The organism is Postechiella marina (genome assembly GCF_039538365.1).
GTDB lineage: Bacteria > Bacteroidota > Bacteroidia > Flavobacteriales > Flavobacteriaceae > Postechiella > Postechiella marina.
This window is the reverse complement of sequence record NZ_BAABCA010000001.1, coordinates 800,561-822,631: the sequence shown is the minus strand read 5'-3', so window position 1 is coordinate 822,631 and position 22,071 is coordinate 800,561. Positions and strand designations below refer to the sequence as shown.

Below are 22,071 nucleotides of genomic sequence, written 5' to 3'. Positions count from 1 at the left end.
GTAAATAACACTCCTCCGAAAATTGCCATTGCAATTAAATACTTCTTAGTTTTCATACTTTTAAGGGATTTTAATTAATTAATATATTCCAAAAGTAAAGAGAAACTAAAGTGAAGAAACTGGATAAATGTTAAAATTATGTTAAAAACTATGATTTTTAAAATAATAGTTGAGGGTTTACCGTAATTCTTCAGCATTGGAAGGTTTTTGTTGCTATTTATTCATATAATTCAAGCCTTTTTGTTGATTAGTTTAATTTATTTGTTAGGGTTAATGTTCTTGTTTTATCGTTGTTAATTTTCAAGTTAACAATATCAAAGGCTTCAGGTAAAATATCTTTTGCAACTTCTGGCCATTCAATAATAGACCAATTGTTTGAATACAAATAATCCTCTATTCCAAAATTATACGCTTCTTCGATATCATTTACTCTATATAGATCAAAATGATATATTAACGAGTTTAACCCTTTATACTCATTAACTATAGAAAAAGTAGGGCTGCTTACATCGTCTGTGCAACCTAATTGCTTTGCTATGGCCTTAATTAAAGTTGTTTTACCAACACCCATTTCGCCATAAAACAATAACGTTTTTGTGCTAACATTTTCTATAAGTTGCTTAGCAACAGAATCTAACTCATTTAAGTGATATACTATTTCCACAATATCATAAAAACATTTCTACAAGTATAATTAAAATAAACGTAATAAACTAATAAATAGTGTATTTGGTCGATGTTATGTGTTTTTTGAAGACTATTTAGGATTAAAGACAACAAATGGAATAATCATTTCTTCTAAAGAAACTCCACCATGCTGGTATGTATTTCTAAAGTAACTTACATAATGGTTATAATTGTTTGGATAAGCGAAAAACAAATCACTTTTAGCAAAAATATAAGAACTGCTCATATTAATACTTGGTAAGTGTGCTTCTTTGGGGTCTTTTAACACCAACACATCTTTGGCATCATAAGTTAAACTTCTACCTGTCTTATAACGTAAATTTAAGCTTGTATCTTTATCACCTATCACTTTAGATGGATTTTTAACATTTATGGTACCATGATCTGTAGTTAAAATAAGTTTAAAACCAAGAGCTTGGGCTTGGTGTATCATTTCTAAAAGCGGAGAGTTTTTAAACCAACTAAGCGTTAAAGACCTATAAGCTTTATCGTTTGATGCTAGTTCTTTTACAACCTCCATTTCTGTTTTAGAATGCGACAACATATCTACAAAGTTATAAACTACTACTGTTAAATCGTTATCTTTTAAAGACCTAAAATTATCGGCTAATTTTTTTCCAGCTTTTAAATTAGTTATTTTATGATACTCGTAATTTAAGTGGTTTAAGTTTAATCTTTTCATTTGCGATTCTAGAAACTCGGCTTCATATAAATTTTTTCCACCATCATCTGTGTCATTTTTCCAATATTCAGGAAAAAGTTTTTCCATATCACTAGGCATCAATCCAGAAAAAATTGCATTTCTAGCGTATTGTGTAGCTGTTGGTAAAATACTAAAAAAAGCATCTTCTTTTTCCTTTTTGTAGTAATTATTAATTATAGGTTCAAAAACCTTCCATTGGTCATACCTTAAATTATCTACAACAACTAAAAGGGTTGGTTGCTCTTTGCTTAGCTCTGGAGCTATTTTTTCTTTAAATAGTGTATGAGACATTATTGGAGCATCGGTATGTGGTTCAAACCAATTGGTGTAATTTTTATCTATAAATTTTCCAAATTGAATATTAGCTTCATTTTTCTGTGATTCTAAAATCTCGAACATGCCAACATCTTCTATGTCTTCTAGCTGAATTTCCCAATAAATTAGTTTTTGGTATAAAACAACCCAATCTTCGTAAGAGTTAACCATAGCTAAATCCATAGCTATTTTTCTAAATTCTTGCTGATAATTAGATGTTGTCTTTTCTGAAATCAGTCTCGAATGGTCTAAATTCTTTTTTAAACTCAGTAAAATTTGATTTGGGTTAACGGGCTTAATTAAATAATCTGCTATTTTATTACCAATAGCTTCTTCCATAATATACTCTTCTTCACTCTTTGTTATCATAACAACAGGAAGACTGTCTTTTTTTTCTTTAATTTCATGTAAAGTTTCAAGACCGGTAAGTCCTGGCATGTTTTCATCTAAAAATACAATATCAAAATTAGTCTCGTCTAAAATATCAATAGCTTCAGTACCGCTGTTACACGTAGTAACATTATAATTCTTTTTTTCAAGAAATAAAATATGTGGTTTCAATAAATCAATTTCATCATCAACCCAAAGTATTTTTATTGTATTCATTTAAATAAATTTAGTTATTGTTAAGTATTGTAATATGGTACGATTAATATTTATATTTGTACTATAAATAATATAAAATATAAAGTTTGAATAAACTTAAAATATTAAACGACCCAATTTACGGATTTATTACTATTCCGAATTCTCTTATTTTCGATTTAATACAGCATAAGTATTTTCAGCGTTTAAGACGTATAACCCAAATGGGGATGTCTTATTTAGTATATCCAGGGGCGCATCACACACGTTTTCATCACGCTATTGGTTGTGTGCATTTAATGCAACAAGTGGTTAAAGTGCTTCGTTTTAAAGAAGTTACTATTTCTAAAGACGAAGAAGAAGCTCTATATATTGCTATTTTATTACATGATATTGGCCATGGCCCATTCTCTCATGCTATGGAACATAGTATTGTAAATGGTGTATCTCACGAGCAAATTTCGCTTCTATTTATGGAGAAACTTAACCAGGAATTTAACGGAAGTTTAACGCTTGCCATTAAAATTTTTAAAGGTGAATATAACCGAAACTTTATGCTTCAATTAATTTCTGGGCAATTAGATATTGATAGAGCCGATTATTTAAAACGAGATAGTTTTTATACCGGTGTAGCAGAAGGCAATGTAAATAGCGAACGCTTAATTACCATGCTTAATGTAGTTGATGATAACTTAGTAATTGAAGAAAAAGGAATTTACAGTGTCGAAAAATTTATTATTGCAAGACGATTAATGTATTGGCAGGTGTATTTACATAAAACAGGGTTAGCTGCAGAGCAGTTGCTAATTAGAGTTTTAAAACGGGCCAAAGAATTAAATAGCAAGGGCGAAAAACTGCATGCAAGTAAAGCTCTACAATTCTTTTTGGATAATGAAATAAATATAGAAGATTTTAATAACGAAACTCTAAACCTATTTTCTGCTTTAGATGATTTTGATATTGTTTCTGCCATGAAAGAATGGATGTTTCATTCAGATTTTGTGCTTAGCAATTTATGCGAGATGATTATTAATAGAAATTTACTTAAAATTAAGGTGAAAAATAAAAAAATTAAAACACACCTTTTAGAGTCGCATATTGAAGAATTGATGAATACACATCAAATTGATAGGAACGAAGCCGAGTATTTTGTTTTTACAGGACGTATTTCTAATCAAGCATATCATTTAGAAACTCAAAATATTAACATTTTGCACAAGTCTGGTAAAATTGAAGATATTGTAAAAGCATCAGATCAACTAAATCTTAAAGCTTTATCTAAACCTGTTACTAAGTATTATTTATGCTACCCTAAACAAAGCAAATAATCTATAAAATCATATTATTTATAAATAACTCTGTTTAAGCTAATTTAGCAAAGGTTTACTAATAAAAAGACAATAGATAAAGTCGCAGTGAAAACTTTAGTACATTTTTCCTATTTTTGCGTCATTCAAACAAAACAACTAAACAAAAAGTGTGAAGTTTACAGCGCAACAAATAGCGGGTATATTAGAAGGAGATGTTGTTGGTAACCCCGACATTGAAGTATCTACACTCTCAAAAATAGAAGAAGGCTCAGAAGGTTCTTTAACCTTTTTAGCAAACCCAAAATATACGTCTCATATATATTCTACAAAAGCCTCTGTAACTATTGTTAACAAAAGTTTCGAGCCAGAAAACACTATTAATACTACATTAATTAAAGTAGACGATGCATACATAGCGTTTTCTAAGATATTAGAATATTATAATTCTGTAAAATTAAATAAAGTAGGTATAGAGCAACCCTCGTACATATCAGAATCTACAAAGCAAGGCGATAACATATATATAGGAGCATTTAGCTACATTGGTAACAACGTGTCTTTAGGTAATAATGTTAAAATTTTTCCTAGTGCATACATTGGCGACAATGTAAGTATAGACGATAACACCATTATTTTTGCAGGAGCAAAAATTTACTCAGAAACAGTAATAGGTAAAAACTCTGTTGTTAATTCTGGGTGCATAATTGGTGCAGACGGATTTGGTTTTGCTCCAAACGAAGAAGGAGGCTATAATAAAATACCACAAATAGGTAATGTAATTATTGAAGATTTTGTCGATATAGGTGCAGGAACCACTATAGACAGAGCCACAATGGGATCTACCATAATAAGAGCAGGTGTAAAACTAGACAACCATATACAAATAGCTCATAACGTAGAAATAGGAAAGAATACCGTAATAGCAGCACAAACGGGCGTGGCTGGATCTACCAAAATTGGCGAAAATTGCCAAATAGGAGGTCAAGTTGGTATTGTTGGGCATATTACCATTGGAAATAATGTAAAGATACAAGCACAATCTGGTATTGGCAGGCATGTAAAAGACAATGAGGTGCTGCAAGGCTCTCCTGCACTTGCACTAACAGATTATAACAAATCGTATGTGCATTTTAAAAATTTACCAAAGATTGTAAAAACTATAAATGATTTAGATAAAAAATAATGGCTATAATCAATACAGAAATTAAACAAAAAACAATAGCTAAAGAAGTTTCTTTAACTGGCGTTGGGTTACACACAGGTAAAAATGTAACATTAACTTTTAAACCATCTACAGCAAACTCTGGTTATGCTTTTAAAAGGGTAGACTTAGAAGGACAACCTGTTATTGCTGCAGATGCCAATTATGTAACAAACACACAACGCGGTACTTGCTTAGAAAAAAACGGGGTAACTATTCAAACATCAGAACATGTTTTAGCTGCATTAGTAGGATTAGATGTAGATAATGTTTTAATAGAGCTTAATGAAGCAGAACCTCCAATTATGGATGGTTCTTCTAAGTTTTTTGTTGAAGCAATTGAAAAAGCTGGCATTGTAGAATTGGATGCCTTTAGAGAAGAATTTGTGGTTACAGATATTATCTCTTATGCAGACGAAGAAACAGGAAGCGAAATTCTATTAATGCCTTCTAAAGAATACCAAATAACTACCATGGTAGATTTTGGCACTAAAGTTTTAGGTACTCAAAATGCAACTTTAAATAAAGTTTCAGACTTTAAAAAAGATATCTCAGATTCAAGAACATTTAGTTTTCTTCACGAAATAGAAATGTTATTAGAGCATGGTTTAATAAAAGGAGGCGATTTAAATAACGCCATTGTTTATGTAGATAAAGAATTATCTCCTGAAACTATGGAGAAATTAAGACTTGCTTTTAAGAAAGATAACATAGCGGTTAAACCAAATGGTATTTTAGACAACTTAACGCTGCATCACCCTAATGAAGCAGCAAGACATAAACTTCTTGACGTTTTAGGAGATTTAGCTTTAATACGAACAAGAATTCGTGGTAAAATTATAGCTAATAAACCTGGGCATTATGTAAACACGCAGTTTGCTAAAAAAATGTCTAAAATTATTAAAAACGAAAGACGTAATTACGTTCCTAACATAGATTTAAATCAAGAACCTTTAATGGATGTTAATCAAATAATGGCTATGCTACCACACAGGCAGCCATTTTTGTTAATAGACAAGGTTTTCGAATTATCAGAAAATCATGTTATTGCCATGAAAAATGTAACGATGAACGAGTCGTTTTTCGCTGGTCATTTCCCTGGAGCACCAGTTATGCCAGGTGTTTTAATAGTAGAAGCAATGGCACAAACTGGAGGTGTATTAGTTTTAAACACGGTGCCAGATCCAGAAAATTATTTAACATTTTTCATGAAAATGGATAACGTTAAGTTTAAAAGAAAGGTAAGCCCTGGCGATACTTTAATTTTTAAATGCTCGTTAATAACACCAATAAGAAGAGGAATTTGCCATATGCAAGGCTATGCATATGCTAATGGAAAACTTTGTGCAGAGGCAGAGCTTATGGCGCAAATATCTAAAGTAAAATAAAAAGGTAAAAATGAATCAACCGTTAGCTTATGTGCACCCAGGTGCAAAAATTGCAAAAAATGTAGTTATTGAGCCATTTACAACCATCCATAATAATGTAAAAATTGGAGAAGGAACATGGATTGGTAGTAACGTAACCATTATGGAAGGTGCACGAATAGGAAAAAATTGTAATATTTTTCCAGGCTCTGTAATTTCTGCAGTACCTCAAGATTTAAAATATAATGACGAGGAAACAACTGTAGAAATAGGAGATAATGTAACTATAAGAGAATGTGTTACCATAAATAGAGGTACAGCAGATAGAATGAAAACAGTGATTGGAGACAACTGTTTAATTATGGCATATTGCCACGTAGCTCACGATTGTATAGTGGGCAGAAATTGTATTTTTTCTAACAACAGCACCTTAGCAGGACATATTACTATTGGCGATTATGTTGTTTTAGCAGGAATGACAGCTGTACATCAATTTGTATCTGTTGGAAATCATGCCTTTGTAACTGGTGGATCTTTGGTAAGAAAAGATGTTCCTCCGTTTGTAAAAGCAGCAAGAGAACCTTTATCTTATGTGGGTATTAATTCTGTTGGATTAAGACGACGAGGATATAGCACAGAAAAAATAAGAGAAATTCAAAATATTTTTAGAATTCTCTATCAAAAAAATTACAATAATACACAGGCTGCAGAAATTATCGAGGCTGAAATGGAGGCAACTCCAGAACGTGATGAAATTCTTCAATTTATTAAGAATTCACATCGAGGAATTATGAAAGGATATTTTAAATCAAATTAAATTACTTTAGATTTTTATATATACATCTAAAGCAAGTACAAAATTTTAACAAACTAAATTATGGCAGCAACAACAAGCGACATTAGAAACGGATTATGTCTTCGTTACAATAATGATATTTACAAAATTATTGAGTTTTTACACGTAAAACCAGGAAAAGGGCCTGCATTTGTAAGAACTAAAATGAAGAGTGTAACAACAGGAAAAGTATTAGATAACACTTTTTCTGCTGGACATAAACTTGACGATGTTCGTGTAGAAACTCATAAATTTCAATTTTTATATAATGATGGTGAATATTATCATTTTATGAATACTGCCGATTACACTCAAATTCAGCTAACAGAAGCATCTCTTGATAACCCTGGATTAATGAAAGAAGGAGAAGTTGTAACTGTATTAATTAATACAGAAGATAATGCACCATTATCTGTAGATTTACCAGCAAGTGTTATTTTGGAAGTAACTCATACAGAGCCAGGTGTAAAAGGAAACACAGCTACAAATGCAACAAAACCTGCCACAGTAGAAACAGGAGCAGAAGTTAACGTACCTTTATTTATTAATGAAGGAGACAAAATTAAAATTGAAACTGCTAAAGGAACTTATAAAGAGCGTGTAAAAGAGTAATTTTAGTTGCTAATAAGCAGTAAATTAATAATGAAGCTTTCTAAACCATACACATTAAAGCAAATAGCAGACTTAATAGGCAGTGCATTTGTTGGCGACGAAAATTTTCAAGTTCTAGGCATGAACGAAATTCATGTAGTAGAACCGGGAGATATCGTTTTTGTAGATCATCCAAAATATTATGATAAAGCTCTAGAATCTGCAGCTACCATTATTCTAATAAATAAAGAGGTAGACTGTCCAGAAGGTAAAGCGCTTTTAGTAAGCGACGATCCTTTTAGAGATTTTAATAAGCTTACCAATCATTTTAAGCCTTTTCTTTCTGCTAGCAGTCAAATTTCTAATACAGCAATAATTGGTAAAAATACAGTTATTCAGCCCAATACTTTTATTGGTCATAATGTTGTTATTGGCGATAATTGTGTAATACATTCTAATGTTAGCATTTACGATGATGCTGTAATTGGCAATTACGTAACCATACACTCTGGAAGCGTTTTAGGAGCTAATGCTTTTTATTATAAAAAAAGACCCGAAGGTTTCGATAGATTAAAATCAAGTGGTCGTGTAGCTATAGAAGACCACGTAGATATTGGCGCAGGTTGTACCATTGATAGAGGCGTAACAGCAGACACAAGAATAAAAGAAGGCGCCAAAATAGATAATCAAGTACAAATTGGTCACGATACCGTAATAGGTAAAAAATGTTTAATAGCATCGCAAGTAGGTATAGCTGGTTGTGTAATAATAGAAGACGAAGTAACCATTTGGGGACAAGTGGGAATTACTAGCGGAATAACCATAGGAACCAAAGCTGTAATTTCTGCAAAAGCAGGCGTTAGCAAATCTTTGCCAGGACATAAAAGTTATTTTGGTATTCCTGCAGATGATTTTCGATCAAAGTATAAAGAAATTGCTGCAATAAAAAAAATTCCAGACATTTTAGAGCAATTAAAGCAAGTAGAAAAAAAATAGATTATATTTTTATAAAATTAAAAGGCATTTTACTTTAAAAATATAATTCAAAAAATTACATTTGTTATATTAAATTAATAAAGAATAAATTATCTCATATGAGTGTTTTAGTAAATAAGGATTCAAAAATAATAGTTCAAGGATTTACAGGTAGTGAAGGTACATTTCATGCTAGTCAAATGATTGAATACGGAACAAATGTTGTTGGTGGAGTTACACCAGGTAAAGGTGGTCAAACACATTTAGACAGACCTGTTTTTAATACAGTTCAAGAAGCTGTCGATGTAGCGGGCGCAGATACAACTATTATATTTGTACCACCTGCATTTGCTGCAGATGCAATTATGGAAGCTGCAGACGCAGGTATTAAAGTAATTATTACAATTACTGAAGGTATCCCTGTTGCAGATATGATTAAAGCTTCAAATTATATTAAAAACAAATCTTGTAGATTAATAGGCCCTAATTGCCCAGGAATTATTACTCCAGGTGAAGCTAAAGTTGGTATTATGCCAGGTTTTGTATTCAAAAAAGGTAAAGTAGGTATCGTTTCTAAATCTGGAACTTTAACTTACGAAGCTGCAGACCAAGTTGTAAAACAAGGATTAGGTATTACTACTGCTATTGGTATAGGAGGAGATCCAATTATTGGAACCACAACTAAAGAAGCTGTTGAGTTATTAATTAATGATGACGAAACTGAAGCTGTTGTTATGATTGGTGAAATTGGAGGCCAACTAGAAGCAGATGCTGCTAACTGGTATAAAGCTAGTGGAAGTAAAAAGCCAGTTGTTGGTTTTATTGCTGGTGAAACTGCTCCTGCTGGACGTACCATGGGACATGCTGGCGCCATTGTAGGTGGTAGCGATGACACGGCTCAAGCTAAAAAAGAAATTATGAGAGCATGTGGAATTCACGTTGTTGATTCTCCTGCTGAAATAGGAAAGAAAATTGCTGAAGTATTAGGTTAATAATCAGCTTTTAAAATATTTAAATCCGTTAACTTTTATTAGTTAACGGATTTTTTTTGAGTTGAACAACATGTATAGTTTGTTTAAACAAAGACCATTTCAATTCTTATATCGAGTAACAATTTGTGAGATTTTTTTATTTGATGCAACTAGTATTTGTTATATTTGAATTGAAATTAATTAACCAATTAACAGAACGAATCTAGCTTTAATTTATAGTATTCGTTTAACTAAAAAGATCTTAAATGAAATTATTAGAAGGAAAAACAGCAATTATTACAGGCGCAAGTAGAGGTATAGGAAGAGGAATTGCTCAAGTTTTTGCTCAGCATGGCGCTAATGTAGCATTTACATACAGCTCGTCTGTTGATGCAGCTAACGCTCTAGAAAAAGAATTAAACGATTTAGGCGTAAAAGCTAAGGGTTATAAAAGTAATGCAGCTAATTTTGACGATGCACAAACTCTAGCAGCAGATGTTGTTAAAGAATTTGGAAGTATTGATATTTTAATAAACAATGCTGGTATTACAAAAGATAACCTTTTAATGCGTATTAGCGAAGAAGATTTTGATACCGTTATAGAAGTAAACTTAAAGTCTGTTTTTAATATGACAAAAGCAGTACAACGTACCATGCTTAAGCAACGCAAAGGTTCTATTATAAACATGAGTTCTGTTGTTGGAGTTAAAGGAAACGCAGGACAAACTAATTATGCTGCATCAAAAGCAGGGATTATTGGTTTTTCTAAGTCTGTTGCGTTAGAGTTAGGCTCTAGAAATATTAGAAGTAATGTAATTGCTCCTGGTTTTATAGAAACTGAAATGACTGCTAAGTTAGATGAAGAAGTTGTAAAAGGATGGCGCGCAGGAATTCCTTTAAAAAGAGGAGGTACTCCTGATGATGTTGCCAATGTTTGTGTCTTTTTAGCAAGTGATTTATCGGCGTATGTAACAGGACAAACATTAAATGTAGATGGCGGTATGCTTACATAATTCTTATTAAGTTTTCTTAAAAAGAAAACACTTAATAAAAATTGTAAAATTTTATAGAAATAGAAACAACAATATATATTATACTATCTGGAATTATAGCGCTATTATTAGCGCTTTTTCAGTATTGGTACAAGTCAGCAGCATCGCTAAAAAAGAAGGTTTTATATACTTTTTTAAGATTTCTTACTTTATTTTGCATTTTACTACTTATTGTAAATCCTAAATTTGAACAAACTCAAATTTATACCGAGAGACCAAACTTAGTTATTGCTGTAGATAATTCGTCTTCTATAAAACATTTAAATCAATCTAAAAAAGCATTAAATACAGTAAAATTAATTACAGAAAACGCTGCTATAAATAAAAAATTTAATGTAGTTACTTATGCTTTTAGTGATAAATTGAGCTCTTCAGACTCCATTAACTTTAATAAAAATCAAACTAATATAGATAAAGCTTTAAGTGATTTATCTGAAGTGTATAAAAAAAGCACATCTCCAATTGTTTTAATTTCGGATGGAAATCAAACCTTTGGAAACGATTATGAATTTAATGCTTCTTCATACAATCAACCCGTATACCCCATAATATTGGGAGATACAACAGTATTTTCAGATTTAAAAATTCATCAATTAAACGTAAATAAATACGCTTTTTTAAAAAATAAATTTCCTGTAGAAACCATTGTAGTTTATAATGGTAACACACCTGTTTCATCTCAATTTACAGTAAAACGAGGTGGAACAATATTATTTTCAGAAACAATAAAGTTTACTAAAACCAACAACTCTAAGGTTCTCAATTTTACATTACCAGCAAATAGAGTTGGTATTGCAAAATATACTGCATCGTTATCTGCCTTAGAAAACGAAAAAAACAAAATAAATAACACTAAAAATTTTGGAGTAGAAGTTATTAATCAAAAAACAAAAATAGCTATTATTAGCGATTTTTCTCATCCAGATTTAGGCGTTCTAAAAAAGAGTATAGAAAGTAACGAACAGCGTACTGTTTCTTTTTTTAACCCAAAAACAATATTGAAACAAATTAATGATTTTCAATTAGTTATTATTTATCAGCCAAACAATAAGTTTAAAGATTTATATAACTACATTAACAAAGAAAATAAAAATAATTTTGTGGTTATTGGCCCGAAAACTGATTTAAAGTTTCTTAATTCAGTTTCCGAAAATTATCAATATGAAATAACAAAACAAGAAGAAAATTATCAAGGCTCTCTTAGCCTTAATTACGCTCCTTTTATAGTAGACGATATCGATTTTGAATCGTTTCCTCCATTACTTTCTAATTATGGTAATATTAAATTTGCTATACCTTATCAAATTCTATTAAAGAAAAAAATAGGAAATGTCTCGGTTAATAATCCATTGCTTGCAACAACAGAACATAATGGTAGGAGAGAAGCCTTTTTGTTAGGAGAAAATATTTGGCAGTGGCGTTTACATAGTTATTTAAATACAAAGTCGTTTAATCAATTCGACGACTTTATAAATAGCCTAGTGCAATATTTAGCTTCAAACAAAAAAAGAAGCAGATTAAATATAGAATTTGAGTCTTTTTATCAAGGGAATTCTAATGTTGAAATTAAAGCACAATATTTCGATAAAAATTACGAACTAGATACACGATCAGAACTAATTATAAAAGTAATAGATGTTATCTCTAAAGAAGAGCAAACTTTTCCGCTCACATTAAAAAACAACAACTTTACTATAGATTTAAGTTTCTTAAAGCCTTCTAAATATAGTTTTACAATATCTCCAAAAGGCGAGAATATAGTGCGCTCCGGAGATTTTGAGATTCTAGAATATTATGTAGAGCAACAATTTTTAAATGCCAATACCATAAAACTAAAACAGTTAGCTAATAACAGTAATGGCAATAGTTATTTTGTAGCAGAAAGCGAGGCTATTATTAACGATTTACTTAACGACAATCGTTTTAGCATCATACAAAAAAGCAACAAAAATAGCTTACCTTTGGTAGATTGGAAATACCTACTGTTTTTAATAGCGTTGAGCTTGGCAACAGAGTGGTTTTTAAGAAAATATAACGGATTAATTTAAACAAAAATAAATAATGGAAAAATTACCAAAAATTGCATTCCCTTTTATAATAGCAATAGTTATTTTAATAGTAGTCTTATCAAAATCTGCAGTAACAATAGGTTCTGGAGAAGCTGGCGTACTATTTAAAACATTTGGCGAAGGGGTTGTTATAGACCAACCTGCTATGGGAGAGGGCTTTCATATTGTAGCGCCATGGAATAAAGTTTTTATTTACGAGGTACGCCAACAAGAAATTCTTGAAAAAATGAATGTTTTATCTTCTAACGGGTTAGATATTAAATTAGAAGCTTCTGTTTGGTTTCAACCAGATTTTAAAAACTTAGGAAAATTACATCAAGAAAAAAGTGAAATGTATAAAGAGCGTGTATTGCTCCCTGCCATAAGATCTGCAGCAAGAAGTGTTGTTGGACGCTATACACCAGAACAATTATACTCTAGCAAAAGAGATGCTATACAACAAGAAATTTTTGAAGAAACAAAGAAAATTGTTCAAGATCAATTTATACAATTAAACGAAGTTTTAGTTCGCGATGTTACATTACCATCTACTATTAAAGATGCTATTGAACGTAAACTGAAACAAGAACAAGAATCTTTAGAATATGAATTTAGACTGGTTACTGCTGCAAAGGAAGCAGAAAAGCAAATTATTGAAGCACAAGGTAAGGCTGATGCTAATAAAATTTTAAGCGCATCTTTAACAGATAAGATTCTTCAAGACAAAGGTATTGAAGCTACCATTAAACTTTCTGAGTCTAACAACAGTAAAGTTGTTGTTATTGGTTCTGGAGATAGTGGAATGCCTATTATATTAGGAAACCAATAAGTTTTTCTATTTTTAAACGTTAAAACACATATTAAATCCTTTGAGGTAAAACTTAAAGGATTTTTTTATTGAATAAATAATTCAATATTTTAAACGTTATTTTGAATATTAATTAGCTAAAACAGCTATAAAATAGAAAATTTATAAATATTAAGAATTTTAATTTCATTATTTGGAATTATAAACATAAAATTCGCATATTTGTAGTGTTAAATAACAAAGGCATGACTTTTATTCAATTACATCATCATTTTCAAATTTGCTTTCAAGCGAACTGAAGATGTATTGAATAATATCAACATATTTTTAAACCCGTTTGAGACAATCAAGCGGGTTTTTTAATTTAAATCTAGAATTGATTGTTTCAAACTCATAACAAAAACACAATGAGTAAATTAAGAATTGCAGTACAAAAATCGGGACGTTTAAACGAAGACTCGATGAAAATTTTAAAAGCCATTGGAATTTCTATTGATAATGGAAAAGACCAATTAAAAGCATCGGCAAGAAACTTTCCTGTTGAAGTATTCTATTTAAGAAACGGAGATATCCCTCAATATTTAAGAGATGGCGTTGTAGATGCTGCTATTATTGGAGAAAACGTTTTAATAGAAAAAGGACAAGATTTAAAGTTTGTAGAACGTTTAGGCTTTTCTAAATGTAAAGTATCTATTGCTGTACCAAAAGACTCTAAAGATACTAGTTTAAAAGATTTAAACGGAAAACGCATAGCAACATCTTACCCAGAAACGGTTAAAAAGTTTTTAAAAGCACAGGGTATAGATGCTAAACTTCACATTATTAATGGCTCGGTAGAAATAGCACCAAGCATTGGTTTAGCAGATGGTATTTGTGATATTGTTTCTAGTGGAAGCACTTTATTTAAAAATGGATTAAAAGAAATTGAAGTGCTTTTAAAATCGGAAGCAGTATTAGCTGTTTCTCCTATTTTAGATGAAGAAAGACAAGCTATTCTTTCTAAAATTCAATTTAGAATTCAATCGGTTTTAAAAGGACGCCAATCTAAATATATATTGCTTAACGCACCAAACGATAAGGTTGAAGACATTATTAACGTGTTACCAGGAATGAAAAGTCCAACCGTTTTACCTTTGGCAAAAGCAGGATGGAGTTCTGTACACTCTGTAATTAACGAAAACGAATTTTGGGATGTTATAGATGCTTTAAAAGAAAATGGGGCCGAAGGTCTTTTAGTTTGTCCAATTGAGAAAATGGTACTTTAATACAACTTATAGCGGTTTGCTATTAGCAAAAAGCAAGGATCTAAAAGCAAATTAAAATGCAAATAATTAACAATCCGAAACAAAGTGAATGGACTTCTATTTTAGAGCGACCAACACAAACTGTAAACGATATTGAGGACATTGTAACCAATGTTTTTAATGATGTTAAAAGTAACGGAGACATAGCTATAAAAAAATACACAGCTAAGTTTGATGGTGTAGATTTAGAGTCGAATATTGTAACACAAGAAGAATTAGCTAATGCTAGCCAAATGGTTTCTACAAAGCTTCAAGAAGCTATAAAAAAAGCAAAAACTAATATAGAAGCTTTTCATGCTGTACAAAAAACATCTAAAGTAGAAATAGAAACAACTAAAGGTGTGCAGTGCTGGCAAGAAAAAAGACCTATACAAAAGGTTGGTTTATATATTCCTGGAGGCACAGCTCCATTGTTTTCAACAGTTTTAATGCTTGCTACACCTGCCAATATTGCGGGTTGCAAAGAAATTGTATTGTGTACACCTCCAAACAAAGAAGGCAAAATAGCAGCAGAAATTATGTATGCTGCGCATTTATGTGGTGTTACAAAAATTATAAAAGTTGGTGGTATTCAAGCTATTGCGGGTTTAACTTTTGGCACAGAAACGATACCACAAGTTTATAAAATTTTTGGACCTGGAAACCAGTTTGTTACAGTTGCAAAGCAATTAGCAACAAAACATGGTGTGGCTATAGATATGCCTGCTGGACCAAGCGAATTGCTTGTTGTTGCAGACGAAACAGCAAATGCTAGTTTTATAGCTTCAGATTTGTTAAGTCAAGCAGAGCATGGTGCAGATAGTCAAGTAATATTAGTATCAACATCAAAAGACTTACTACAAACTGTTTCAGATGAAGTGGAGTCGCAAATGGCTGTACTTCCGCGTAAAGCGATTGCAGAACAAGCTATATCGAATTCTAAGTTAATTTATGTAGAAAATAATGAGTTAGCTTTAGATATGATTAATGAATATGGCCCAGAGCACTTTATTATTTGTACAAAAAATGATGATTTTTATATAGATGGTATACTTAATGCTGGTTCTGTTTTTATTGGTAATTATACCCCAGAAAGTGCAGGCGATTATGCATCTGGAACCAACCATACGTTACCAACCAACGGTTTTACAAAAGCTTATTCTGGTGTGAATTTAGATAGCTTTTTAAAGAATATGACATTTCAAAAAATATCTAAAGAAGGTATTTTAAATATTGGAGAGACTATAGAATTAATGGCAGAAGCAGAAGGTTTACAGGCACATAAAAATGCAGTATCCATTAGATTAAAAGCGTTGAAAAATGATTAATTTGAAAAATATTGTTAGAAATAACATATGGAATTTAAAGGCCTATTCATCTGCAAGAGATGAATTTAAAGGCACTGCCGATGTTTTTTTGGATGCCAATGAAAATCCGTTTGGAACCTTAAATAGATATCCAGACCCTCAACAAAAGGCAATTAAAGACAAACTGTCTGCTATTAAAAACGTAGAAACAAACCAGATTTTTGTTGGTAACGGAAGTGATGAAGTTATCGATTTGGCATTTCGAATTTTTTGTGAACCAGGAAAAGATAAGGTGTTAACCTTTTCTCCAACATACGGTATGTACGATGTGTCTGCAAACATCAATAATATAGAGCTAATTAAGCAACCTTTAATTAATGATTTTCAAATAAACCTAAACCAATTACAGCCATATTTAGATTTTGAAGATGTAAAAATCATTTTTATTTGTTCGCCTAATAACCCAACAGCAAACAATTTAAATCCGGATGATTTAAAATATATTTTAGAGAATTTTAATGGTATTGTAATTGTAGATGAGGCATATATCGATTTTAGTTCGCAAGCATCGTTTATAAAAAATATTAATACATATAATAATTTAATAGTTAGTCAAACGTTTAGTAAAGCTTGGGGTTTAGCAGGAGTTAGGGTTGGTGTTGCTTACGCAAGTGAAGCTATTATTAACTTATATAATCGTGTAAAACCGCCATATAACGTAAGTACTTTAAATCAAGAAGCTGTTTTAAATCGATTAAATAATTTAGAATTGGTTAAGGCTAATATTGATACTATTCTATTAGAGAGAACAAAACTTAAAGAAGCTTTAAATAAGCTTTCTATTGTTAAAAAAATATATCCTACCGATGCCAATTTTTTATTGATAGAGGTAGACAATGCTAATAAAACTTATCAATATTTAATTGATAAAAAGGTTATTGTTAGAAACAGAAATACACAAGTGGATAATTGTATTCGTATTACAGTTGGTACACCAGAAGAGAATAAAATATTAATAGATACTTTAAAATCTATATAATGAAAAAAGTACTTTTTATAGACAGAGACGGGACTTTGGTATTAGAGCCACCTGTAGATTATCAATTAGATAGTTTAGAAAAATTAGAATATTACCCAAAAGTGTTTCAATACATGGCTAAAATAGCTAGTGAGTTGGATTACGAATTGGTTATGGTAACCAATCAAGACGGATTAGGAACAGATGCTTTTCCTGAAAATACCTTTTGGCCAGCTCAAAATAAAATAATAGATGCTTTTGCTAAAGAAGGAGTAGTTTTTACAGAAGTACACATAGATAAAACGTTTCCTCACGAAAATGCCGAAACACGAAAGCCTAGAACAGGTTTACTAACTAAGTATTTCTCAGAAAATTACGATTTAAAAAACTCTTTCGTTTTAGGCGATAGAATTACCGATATGGAGCTTGCCAAAAATTTAGGAGCAAAAGGTATTTTTTTATCAGAAGATCCAGAATTAGGTGCTAACGAAATAGAAAGCTCTAAACAAGAGATTTTAGATTGTATTGCTTTAACAAGTACAGATTGGTCTAAAATTTATGAGTTTTTAAAATTAGAAGATCGTGTAGTAGAGATTACACGTAACACCAACGAAACTAAAATTTATATTAAATTAAACTTAGACGGAACAGGGAAGAATGATATAAATACGGGTTTATCGTTTTTCGACCATATGCTAGATCAAATTGGTCGCCATGGTGCCATGGATTTAACCGTTAAGGTTGATGGTGATTTAAATGTAGACGAGCACCATACCATAGAAGATACCATGATTGCTTTAGGTGAATTATTTAATAAAGCTTTAGGAAATAAGTTAGGTATAGAGCGATATGGGTTTTGTTTACCAATGGATGATTGTTTAGCACAAGTTGCTGTCGATTTTGGTGGAAGAAACTGGTTAGAATGGGATGCCGAATTTAAGCGAGAAAAAATAGGCGATATGCCAACAGAAATGTTTTTTCACTTATTTAAATCGTTTACAGATGGTGCCAAATGTAACTTAAATGTAAAAGCAGAAGGTGTTAACGAGCATCATAAAATAGAAGGTATTTTTAAAGCATTTGCGAAAGCCATGAAAATGGCTGTAAAAAGAGATTCAAATAAAATGTTTTTACCAAGTACAAAAGGAATGCTTTAAACAACTATTTACTATTGGCTAATAGTAAGAAGCTAAAAGCTTAAAAAATAAAATGAAATTAGTTATAATAAATTACGGAGCAGGAAATATTAAAAGCATACAATTTGCTTTTAAACGTTTGGGAGTTGATGCTGTTTTATCAAATAATCCAGATGAAATTATTGCTGCAGATAAAATTATATTTCCAGGTGTTGGAGAAGCCAGTAGTGCCATGAAAATGTTACGCGAAAGTGGTTTAGATAAATTAATACCAACACTTAAACAACCTGTTTTAGGCATTTGTTTAGGTATGCAATTACTTTGTAAATCTACAGAGGAAGGAAATACAAAAGGAATTGGCATTTTTCAAACCGATGTAAAACGTTTTGATAATAATGTGAAAGTGCCACAAATGGGATGGAATGTTATAAAAGATTTAAAATCTAATTTGTTTAAAGGCATTAAAGAAAACGAATACATGTATTTGGTACATAGTTATTATGCAGAACATTGCGAAGAAACAATAGCTAAAACAGATTATGGTATTAATTACGCTTCTGCTTTGCAACATAATAATTTTTATGGCGTACAATTTCATCCAGAAAAAAGTAGTACTGCAGGAGCAAAAATATTAGAGAATTTTTTAGAGTTATAGCAAGAGGCTAAAATTTATTAGCTAAATAAGATAAAAAAGCTAACAATAATATAGTTAATGATATTAATAAAATGTCTTCATATTTAGGAAATTCTTTTGCAATACCTTGTGCGATTGCTAGAGAAATAATAATTCTAATAAAAAAACTCTTTATTATGTTCATCAAACAAATATATAATTATAAATGAGAATAATACCAGCAATAGATGTTATTGACGGAAAGTGTGTAAGACTTTCTAAAGGAGATTATAACACAAAAAAAATATATAACGAGCAACCTTTAGAAATTGCTAAAGCATACGAAGCTCATGGCATAGAATATTTACATCTAGTAGATTTAGATGGCGCAAAGGCAAGCCACATTGTAAATCATAAAGTGTTAGAAGACATTGCAACCAAAACAAATTTAAAAATTGATTTTGGTGGAGGTTTAAAAACCGACGAGGATTTAAAAATTGCTTTTAATTCTGGAGCAGGACAAATTACAGGCGGAAGTATTGCTGTAAAGCAACCAGAGGTTTTTAAAAGTTGGTTGTCTAAATTTGGAGCAGATAAAATTATTTTAGGTGCAGATGCTAATAACGAAAAAATAGCAATTAGTGGTTGGTTAGAAGAATCAGACGAGGAATTGATACCTTTTGTAAAAGGATATATGGCACAGGGCGTTTCTTATGTTATATGTACAGACATTGCTAAAGATGGTATGTTACAAGGGCCATCTTTCGATCTGTATAAAAAAATGCTTGAACAATTACCACATGTAAAATTAATTGCTAGTGGTGGTATTTCAACTTTTAACGAGCTACCTAAGTTAGCAGATTTAGGCTGTGAAGGGACAATAATAGGAAAGGCTATTTACGAAAACAAGATTAGTTTAAAACAATTAGAAAATTACATAATCAATGCTAACTAAGCGAATTATACCCTGTCTAGATATAAAAAACGGAAGAACTGTAAAAGGTGTTAATTTTGTAGATTTAAGAGATGCTGGTGATCCTGTTGAATTGGCAAAACAGTATGCTGATGTTGGTGCAGACGAACTTGTTTTTTTAGATATAGCAGCAACTTTAGAAGGTAGAGGTACTACTTTAGATATGGTGATGCGTGTAGCAGAACAGGTTAATATTCCATTTACAGTAGGAGGAGGCATCTCTTCTGTAGAGCATGTAGATGCTTTGTTACAATGCGGAGCAGATAAGGTTTCTATAAACTCTTCTGCAGTAAAAAGACCAGAATTGATTAACGAACTTTCTGATAAATTTGGAAGTCAATGTGTTGTTGTTGCTATTGATGCTAAACAGATTGATGGAAATTGGAAAGTGCATTTAGCTGGCGGAACCATACCTACAGATATAGATTTATTTGAATGGGCAAAAGAGGTTGAGCTGCGTGGTGCAGGTGAAATTCTTTTTACCTCTATGGATCATGATGGTACTAAAAATGGATTTGCAAATGAAGCTTTGGCTAAATTATCGGATAGTTTAAATATTCCAATAATAGCATCTGGTGGCGCAGGGAATGTTCAGCATTTTATTGATACTTTTGAAAATGGAAAATCTGATGCAGCTTTAGCAGCAAGCGTTTTTCATTTTGGAGAAATTCCTATTCCAGATTTAAAATCTGCATTAAAAGAAAACAATATAGTAGTACGGTTATAGTTGTCTTTATAAAAATAAATGACAAAATAACTTTTTTAGTAAAACGATAAATTTGAACAGATTGCAATATCATTAAAAATGATTTGTAATGACAAACAAATATTATGACAATAAAATACGACGCAAACGGATTAGTTCCAGCTATAATACAAGATGCCACAACAAAAAAAGTTTTAATGTTGGGGTACATGAACGAGGAGTCTTATAAAAAAACATTAGAGACAAAACAAGTTACTTTTTTTAGTAGAAGTAAACAACGTTTATGGACAAAAGGAGAAGAGAGTGGTAATGTTTTAAACTTAGTTGATATTAAAAACGATTGCGACAACGATTCGCTTTTAATTCAAGTAAATCCAGAAGGACCAACGTGTCATACTGGTACAGATACTTGTTGGAAAGAAGAAAACACACCGTCTTACGGGTTCTTTTCTACTCTTGAAGATGTTATAGCAGAACGTGTTGCTAATAAAGATACTAAAAAGTCTTACGTGGCAAGTTTATTTTCTAAAGGGATAAATAAAGTAGCTCAAAAAGTAGGAGAGGAGGCTGTAGAAACAGTTATTGAAGCTATGGATAATAATGATGAATTATTCTTATACGAATCTGCAGATTTAATGTTTCACTACCTAATGTTATTGCAAGCTAAAGGTTTTACTTTAAAAGATATTGAAAACGAACTAAAAGGAAGACACAAATAGTGTCATCTTTTTAGTTTGGTTTATCGTATATAAGTCATTAACCTTAAACTCCAAATTAATGACTTCCTCCTTTACAAAAGGCGCATGGGTTCTTTGCCTATCATGTCTTTTACTTTCTTGTTTTAATGATTCAGATGATTCCGAATCTTTTAAAAATTCAGCGCTAAGCGAAACAGATCAAAATAATCCAAATCCTTTTATAGGTGTTATAGAACCTATTAAAAACATACCGTATAATGAAATTTCATCATTAAAATATGTCATAGAATTGGATAGATGGGATATTCCTAATAATAAAAATGAGCCTGTTAAAGCAACAAAACATAACCTGGAATGGGTGTTGGATAAATTAAAACAAACGAGAAAAAAGTAATCTCGTTTGTTTTAATAAAAAAACTAGGCTAACCAGTTTTTTAATTGAGCATGCTTAGAAAACCATAAAAACAAAAAGGCAAAAACAATAATCATAATCGTCATTACCATATGGCTTACATAACCATTAATTAAAGCATAACCCATTTGAAGTATAACAGCAATAAGTGAAATAATCCAAAAAAGAGTGGCCCACTTTTTTCTTAGCAATAACCCAAAGGCTGCAATAACGCCTGTAAAAACCGCTATAGCAAAAGCTCCTGTGGTCCACGAGGGCATACTACTAGCTAGTTCTAGGTCTTCGGCAGAAAACGAATTTTGGTAACGTTCGGTATTATAGACTTGACTAAAATACCCGTCAACTCCTAATGCGTTCCAAATTAAAGCTATTGCGCTTACTATCCAGTACCAAAAGGGAGGTTTACTTGTTGTTGATTTGTACATAATTAGTGGTTTTAGTTAGTAATGTGTATTACAAGTTATAATATTTTTGTCA

22 protein-coding genes are annotated in these 22,071 nt (G+C 31.2%); 19 read left to right on the top strand and 3 right to left on the bottom strand.

Features of this window, described 5'->3' with window-relative positions; translation table 11 throughout:
• Window positions 1-247 precede the first annotated feature (247 nt).
• On the bottom strand, window positions 248-664 hold the full coding sequence (gene tsaE / locus ABD715_RS03390) for a tRNA (adenosine(37)-N6)-threonylcarbamoyltransferase complex ATPase subunit type 1 TsaE (protein ID WP_344786659.1): 417 nt from the start codon (window positions 662-664) through the stop codon (window positions 248-250).
• A gap of 93 nt (window positions 665-757) precedes the next feature.
• Window positions 758-2,311: a T9SS response regulator signal transducer PorX gene (gene porX, locus ABD715_RS03385; protein WP_344786658.1), complete on the bottom strand. Its 1,554-nt coding sequence runs from the start codon at window positions 2,309-2,311 to the stop codon at window positions 758-760.
• Window positions 2,312-2,397: 86 nt separating this feature from the next.
• On the opposite strand from porX, the gene ABD715_RS03380 reads away from it, so the two are divergent.
• The 19 genes from ABD715_RS03380 (at window position 2,398) to ABD715_RS03290 (ending at window position 21,576) form a co-directional block, all read left to right on the top strand.
• Window positions 2,398-3,618 carry an HD domain-containing protein gene (locus ABD715_RS03380; RefSeq protein WP_344786657.1) on the top strand — a complete coding sequence of 407 codons (1,221 nt, stop codon included), beginning with the start codon at window positions 2,398-2,400 and terminating at the stop codon, window positions 3,616-3,618.
• 151 nt (window positions 3,619-3,769) lie between these two features.
• Window positions 3,770-4,783 carry a UDP-3-O-(3-hydroxymyristoyl)glucosamine N-acyltransferase gene (gene lpxD / locus ABD715_RS03375; RefSeq protein WP_344786656.1) on the top strand — a complete coding sequence of 338 codons (1,014 nt, stop codon included), beginning with the start codon at window positions 3,770-3,772 and terminating at the stop codon, window positions 4,781-4,783.
• Complete coding sequence (locus ABD715_RS03370) at window positions 4,783-6,189, top strand: bifunctional UDP-3-O-[3-hydroxymyristoyl] N-acetylglucosamine deacetylase/3-hydroxyacyl-ACP dehydratase (RefSeq protein ID WP_344786655.1); 1,407 nt, start codon at window positions 4,783-4,785, stop codon at window positions 6,187-6,189. Before lpxD ends, ABD715_RS03370 begins: the two co-directional genes overlap by 1 nt.
• Window positions 6,190-6,199: 10 nt before the next feature.
• The gene (gene lpxA, locus ABD715_RS03365; protein WP_344786654.1) at window positions 6,200-6,985 is read left to right on the top strand and encodes an acyl-ACP--UDP-N-acetylglucosamine O-acyltransferase; all 786 of its coding nucleotides are present in this window, start codon (window positions 6,200-6,202) and stop codon (window positions 6,983-6,985) included.
• 60 nt (window positions 6,986-7,045) lie between these two features.
• Window positions 7,046-7,615, top strand: a complete 570-nt coding sequence (efp, locus tag ABD715_RS03360; RefSeq protein WP_344786653.1) for an elongation factor P — start codon at window positions 7,046-7,048, stop codon at window positions 7,613-7,615.
• 30 nt (window positions 7,616-7,645) lie between these two features.
• Complete coding sequence (locus ABD715_RS03355; protein ID WP_344786652.1) at window positions 7,646-8,590, top strand: UDP-3-O-(3-hydroxymyristoyl)glucosamine N-acyltransferase; 945 nt, start codon at window positions 7,646-7,648, stop codon at window positions 8,588-8,590.
• Window positions 8,591-8,688: 98 nt separating this feature from the next.
• Window positions 8,689-9,561 (top strand): succinate--CoA ligase subunit alpha, encoded by an 873-nt coding sequence (gene sucD, locus ABD715_RS03350; protein WP_344786651.1) that lies wholly within the window; start codon window positions 8,689-8,691, stop codon window positions 9,559-9,561.
• Between the two features lie 245 nt (window positions 9,562-9,806).
• Window positions 9,807-10,553 (top strand): 3-oxoacyl-[acyl-carrier-protein] reductase, encoded by a 747-nt coding sequence (gene fabG, locus ABD715_RS03345; protein WP_344786650.1) that lies wholly within the window; start codon window positions 9,807-9,809, stop codon window positions 10,551-10,553.
• A 401-nt stretch (window positions 10,554-10,954) separates the two neighbouring features.
• Entirely contained in the window at window positions 10,955-12,640 is a 1,686-nt protein-coding gene (locus tag ABD715_RS03340) for a VWA domain-containing protein (RefSeq protein ID WP_344786649.1), read from the top strand.
• Window positions 12,641-12,653: 13 nt separating this feature from the next.
• Window positions 12,654-13,469 carry a prohibitin family protein gene (locus ABD715_RS03335; protein WP_344786648.1) on the top strand — a complete coding sequence of 272 codons (816 nt, stop codon included), beginning with the start codon at window positions 12,654-12,656 and terminating at the stop codon, window positions 13,467-13,469.
• Window positions 13,470-13,855: 386 nt separating this feature from the next.
• On the top strand, window positions 13,856-14,713 hold the full coding sequence (hisG, locus tag ABD715_RS03330; protein ID WP_344786647.1) for an ATP phosphoribosyltransferase: 858 nt from the start codon (window positions 13,856-13,858) through the stop codon (window positions 14,711-14,713).
• A 56-nt stretch (window positions 14,714-14,769) separates the two neighbouring features.
• Window positions 14,770-16,059, top strand: a complete 1,290-nt coding sequence (gene hisD / locus ABD715_RS03325) for a histidinol dehydrogenase (protein ID WP_344786646.1) — start codon at window positions 14,770-14,772, stop codon at window positions 16,057-16,059.
• On the top strand, window positions 16,052-17,077 hold the full coding sequence (hisC, locus tag ABD715_RS03320; protein WP_344786645.1) for a histidinol-phosphate transaminase: 1,026 nt from the start codon (window positions 16,052-16,054) through the stop codon (window positions 17,075-17,077). Before hisD ends, hisC begins: the two co-directional genes overlap by 8 nt.
• Window positions 17,077-18,213: a bifunctional histidinol-phosphatase/imidazoleglycerol-phosphate dehydratase HisB gene (gene hisB / locus ABD715_RS03315; RefSeq protein WP_344786644.1), complete on the top strand. Its 1,137-nt coding sequence runs from the start codon at window positions 17,077-17,079 to the stop codon at window positions 18,211-18,213. The genes hisC and hisB overlap by 1 nt, the downstream gene beginning before the upstream one ends.
• Before the next feature lie 52 nt (window positions 18,214-18,265).
• On the top strand, window positions 18,266-18,847 hold the full coding sequence (hisH, locus tag ABD715_RS03310) for an imidazole glycerol phosphate synthase subunit HisH (RefSeq protein WP_344786643.1): 582 nt from the start codon (window positions 18,266-18,268) through the stop codon (window positions 18,845-18,847).
• 184 nt (window positions 18,848-19,031) lie between these two features.
• A complete protein-coding gene (hisA, locus tag ABD715_RS03305) occupies window positions 19,032-19,760 on the top strand; it encodes a 1-(5-phosphoribosyl)-5-[(5-phosphoribosylamino)methylideneamino]imidazole-4-carboxamide isomerase (protein ID WP_344786642.1) in 729 nt (242 codons plus the stop codon).
• Entirely contained in the window at window positions 19,750-20,505 is a 756-nt protein-coding gene (hisF, locus tag ABD715_RS03300; RefSeq protein ID WP_344786641.1) for an imidazole glycerol phosphate synthase subunit HisF, read from the top strand. The genes hisA and hisF overlap by 11 nt, the downstream gene beginning before the upstream one ends.
• A gap of 104 nt (window positions 20,506-20,609) precedes the next feature.
• Window positions 20,610-21,203: a bifunctional phosphoribosyl-AMP cyclohydrolase/phosphoribosyl-ATP diphosphatase HisIE gene (gene hisIE / locus ABD715_RS03295; RefSeq protein WP_344786640.1), complete on the top strand. Its 594-nt coding sequence runs from the start codon at window positions 20,610-20,612 to the stop codon at window positions 21,201-21,203.
• Between the two features lie 58 nt (window positions 21,204-21,261).
• Window positions 21,262-21,576 carry a hypothetical protein gene (locus ABD715_RS03290; protein ID WP_344786639.1) on the top strand — a complete coding sequence of 105 codons (315 nt, stop codon included), beginning with the start codon at window positions 21,262-21,264 and terminating at the stop codon, window positions 21,574-21,576.
• Between the two features lie 23 nt (window positions 21,577-21,599).
• Here ABD715_RS03290 and ABD715_RS03285 read toward each other — a convergent pair whose 3' ends face one another.
• On the bottom strand, window positions 21,600-22,019 hold the full coding sequence (locus ABD715_RS03285) for a hypothetical protein (protein WP_344786638.1): 420 nt from the start codon (window positions 22,017-22,019) through the stop codon (window positions 21,600-21,602).
• Window positions 22,020-22,071 lie beyond the last annotated feature (52 nt).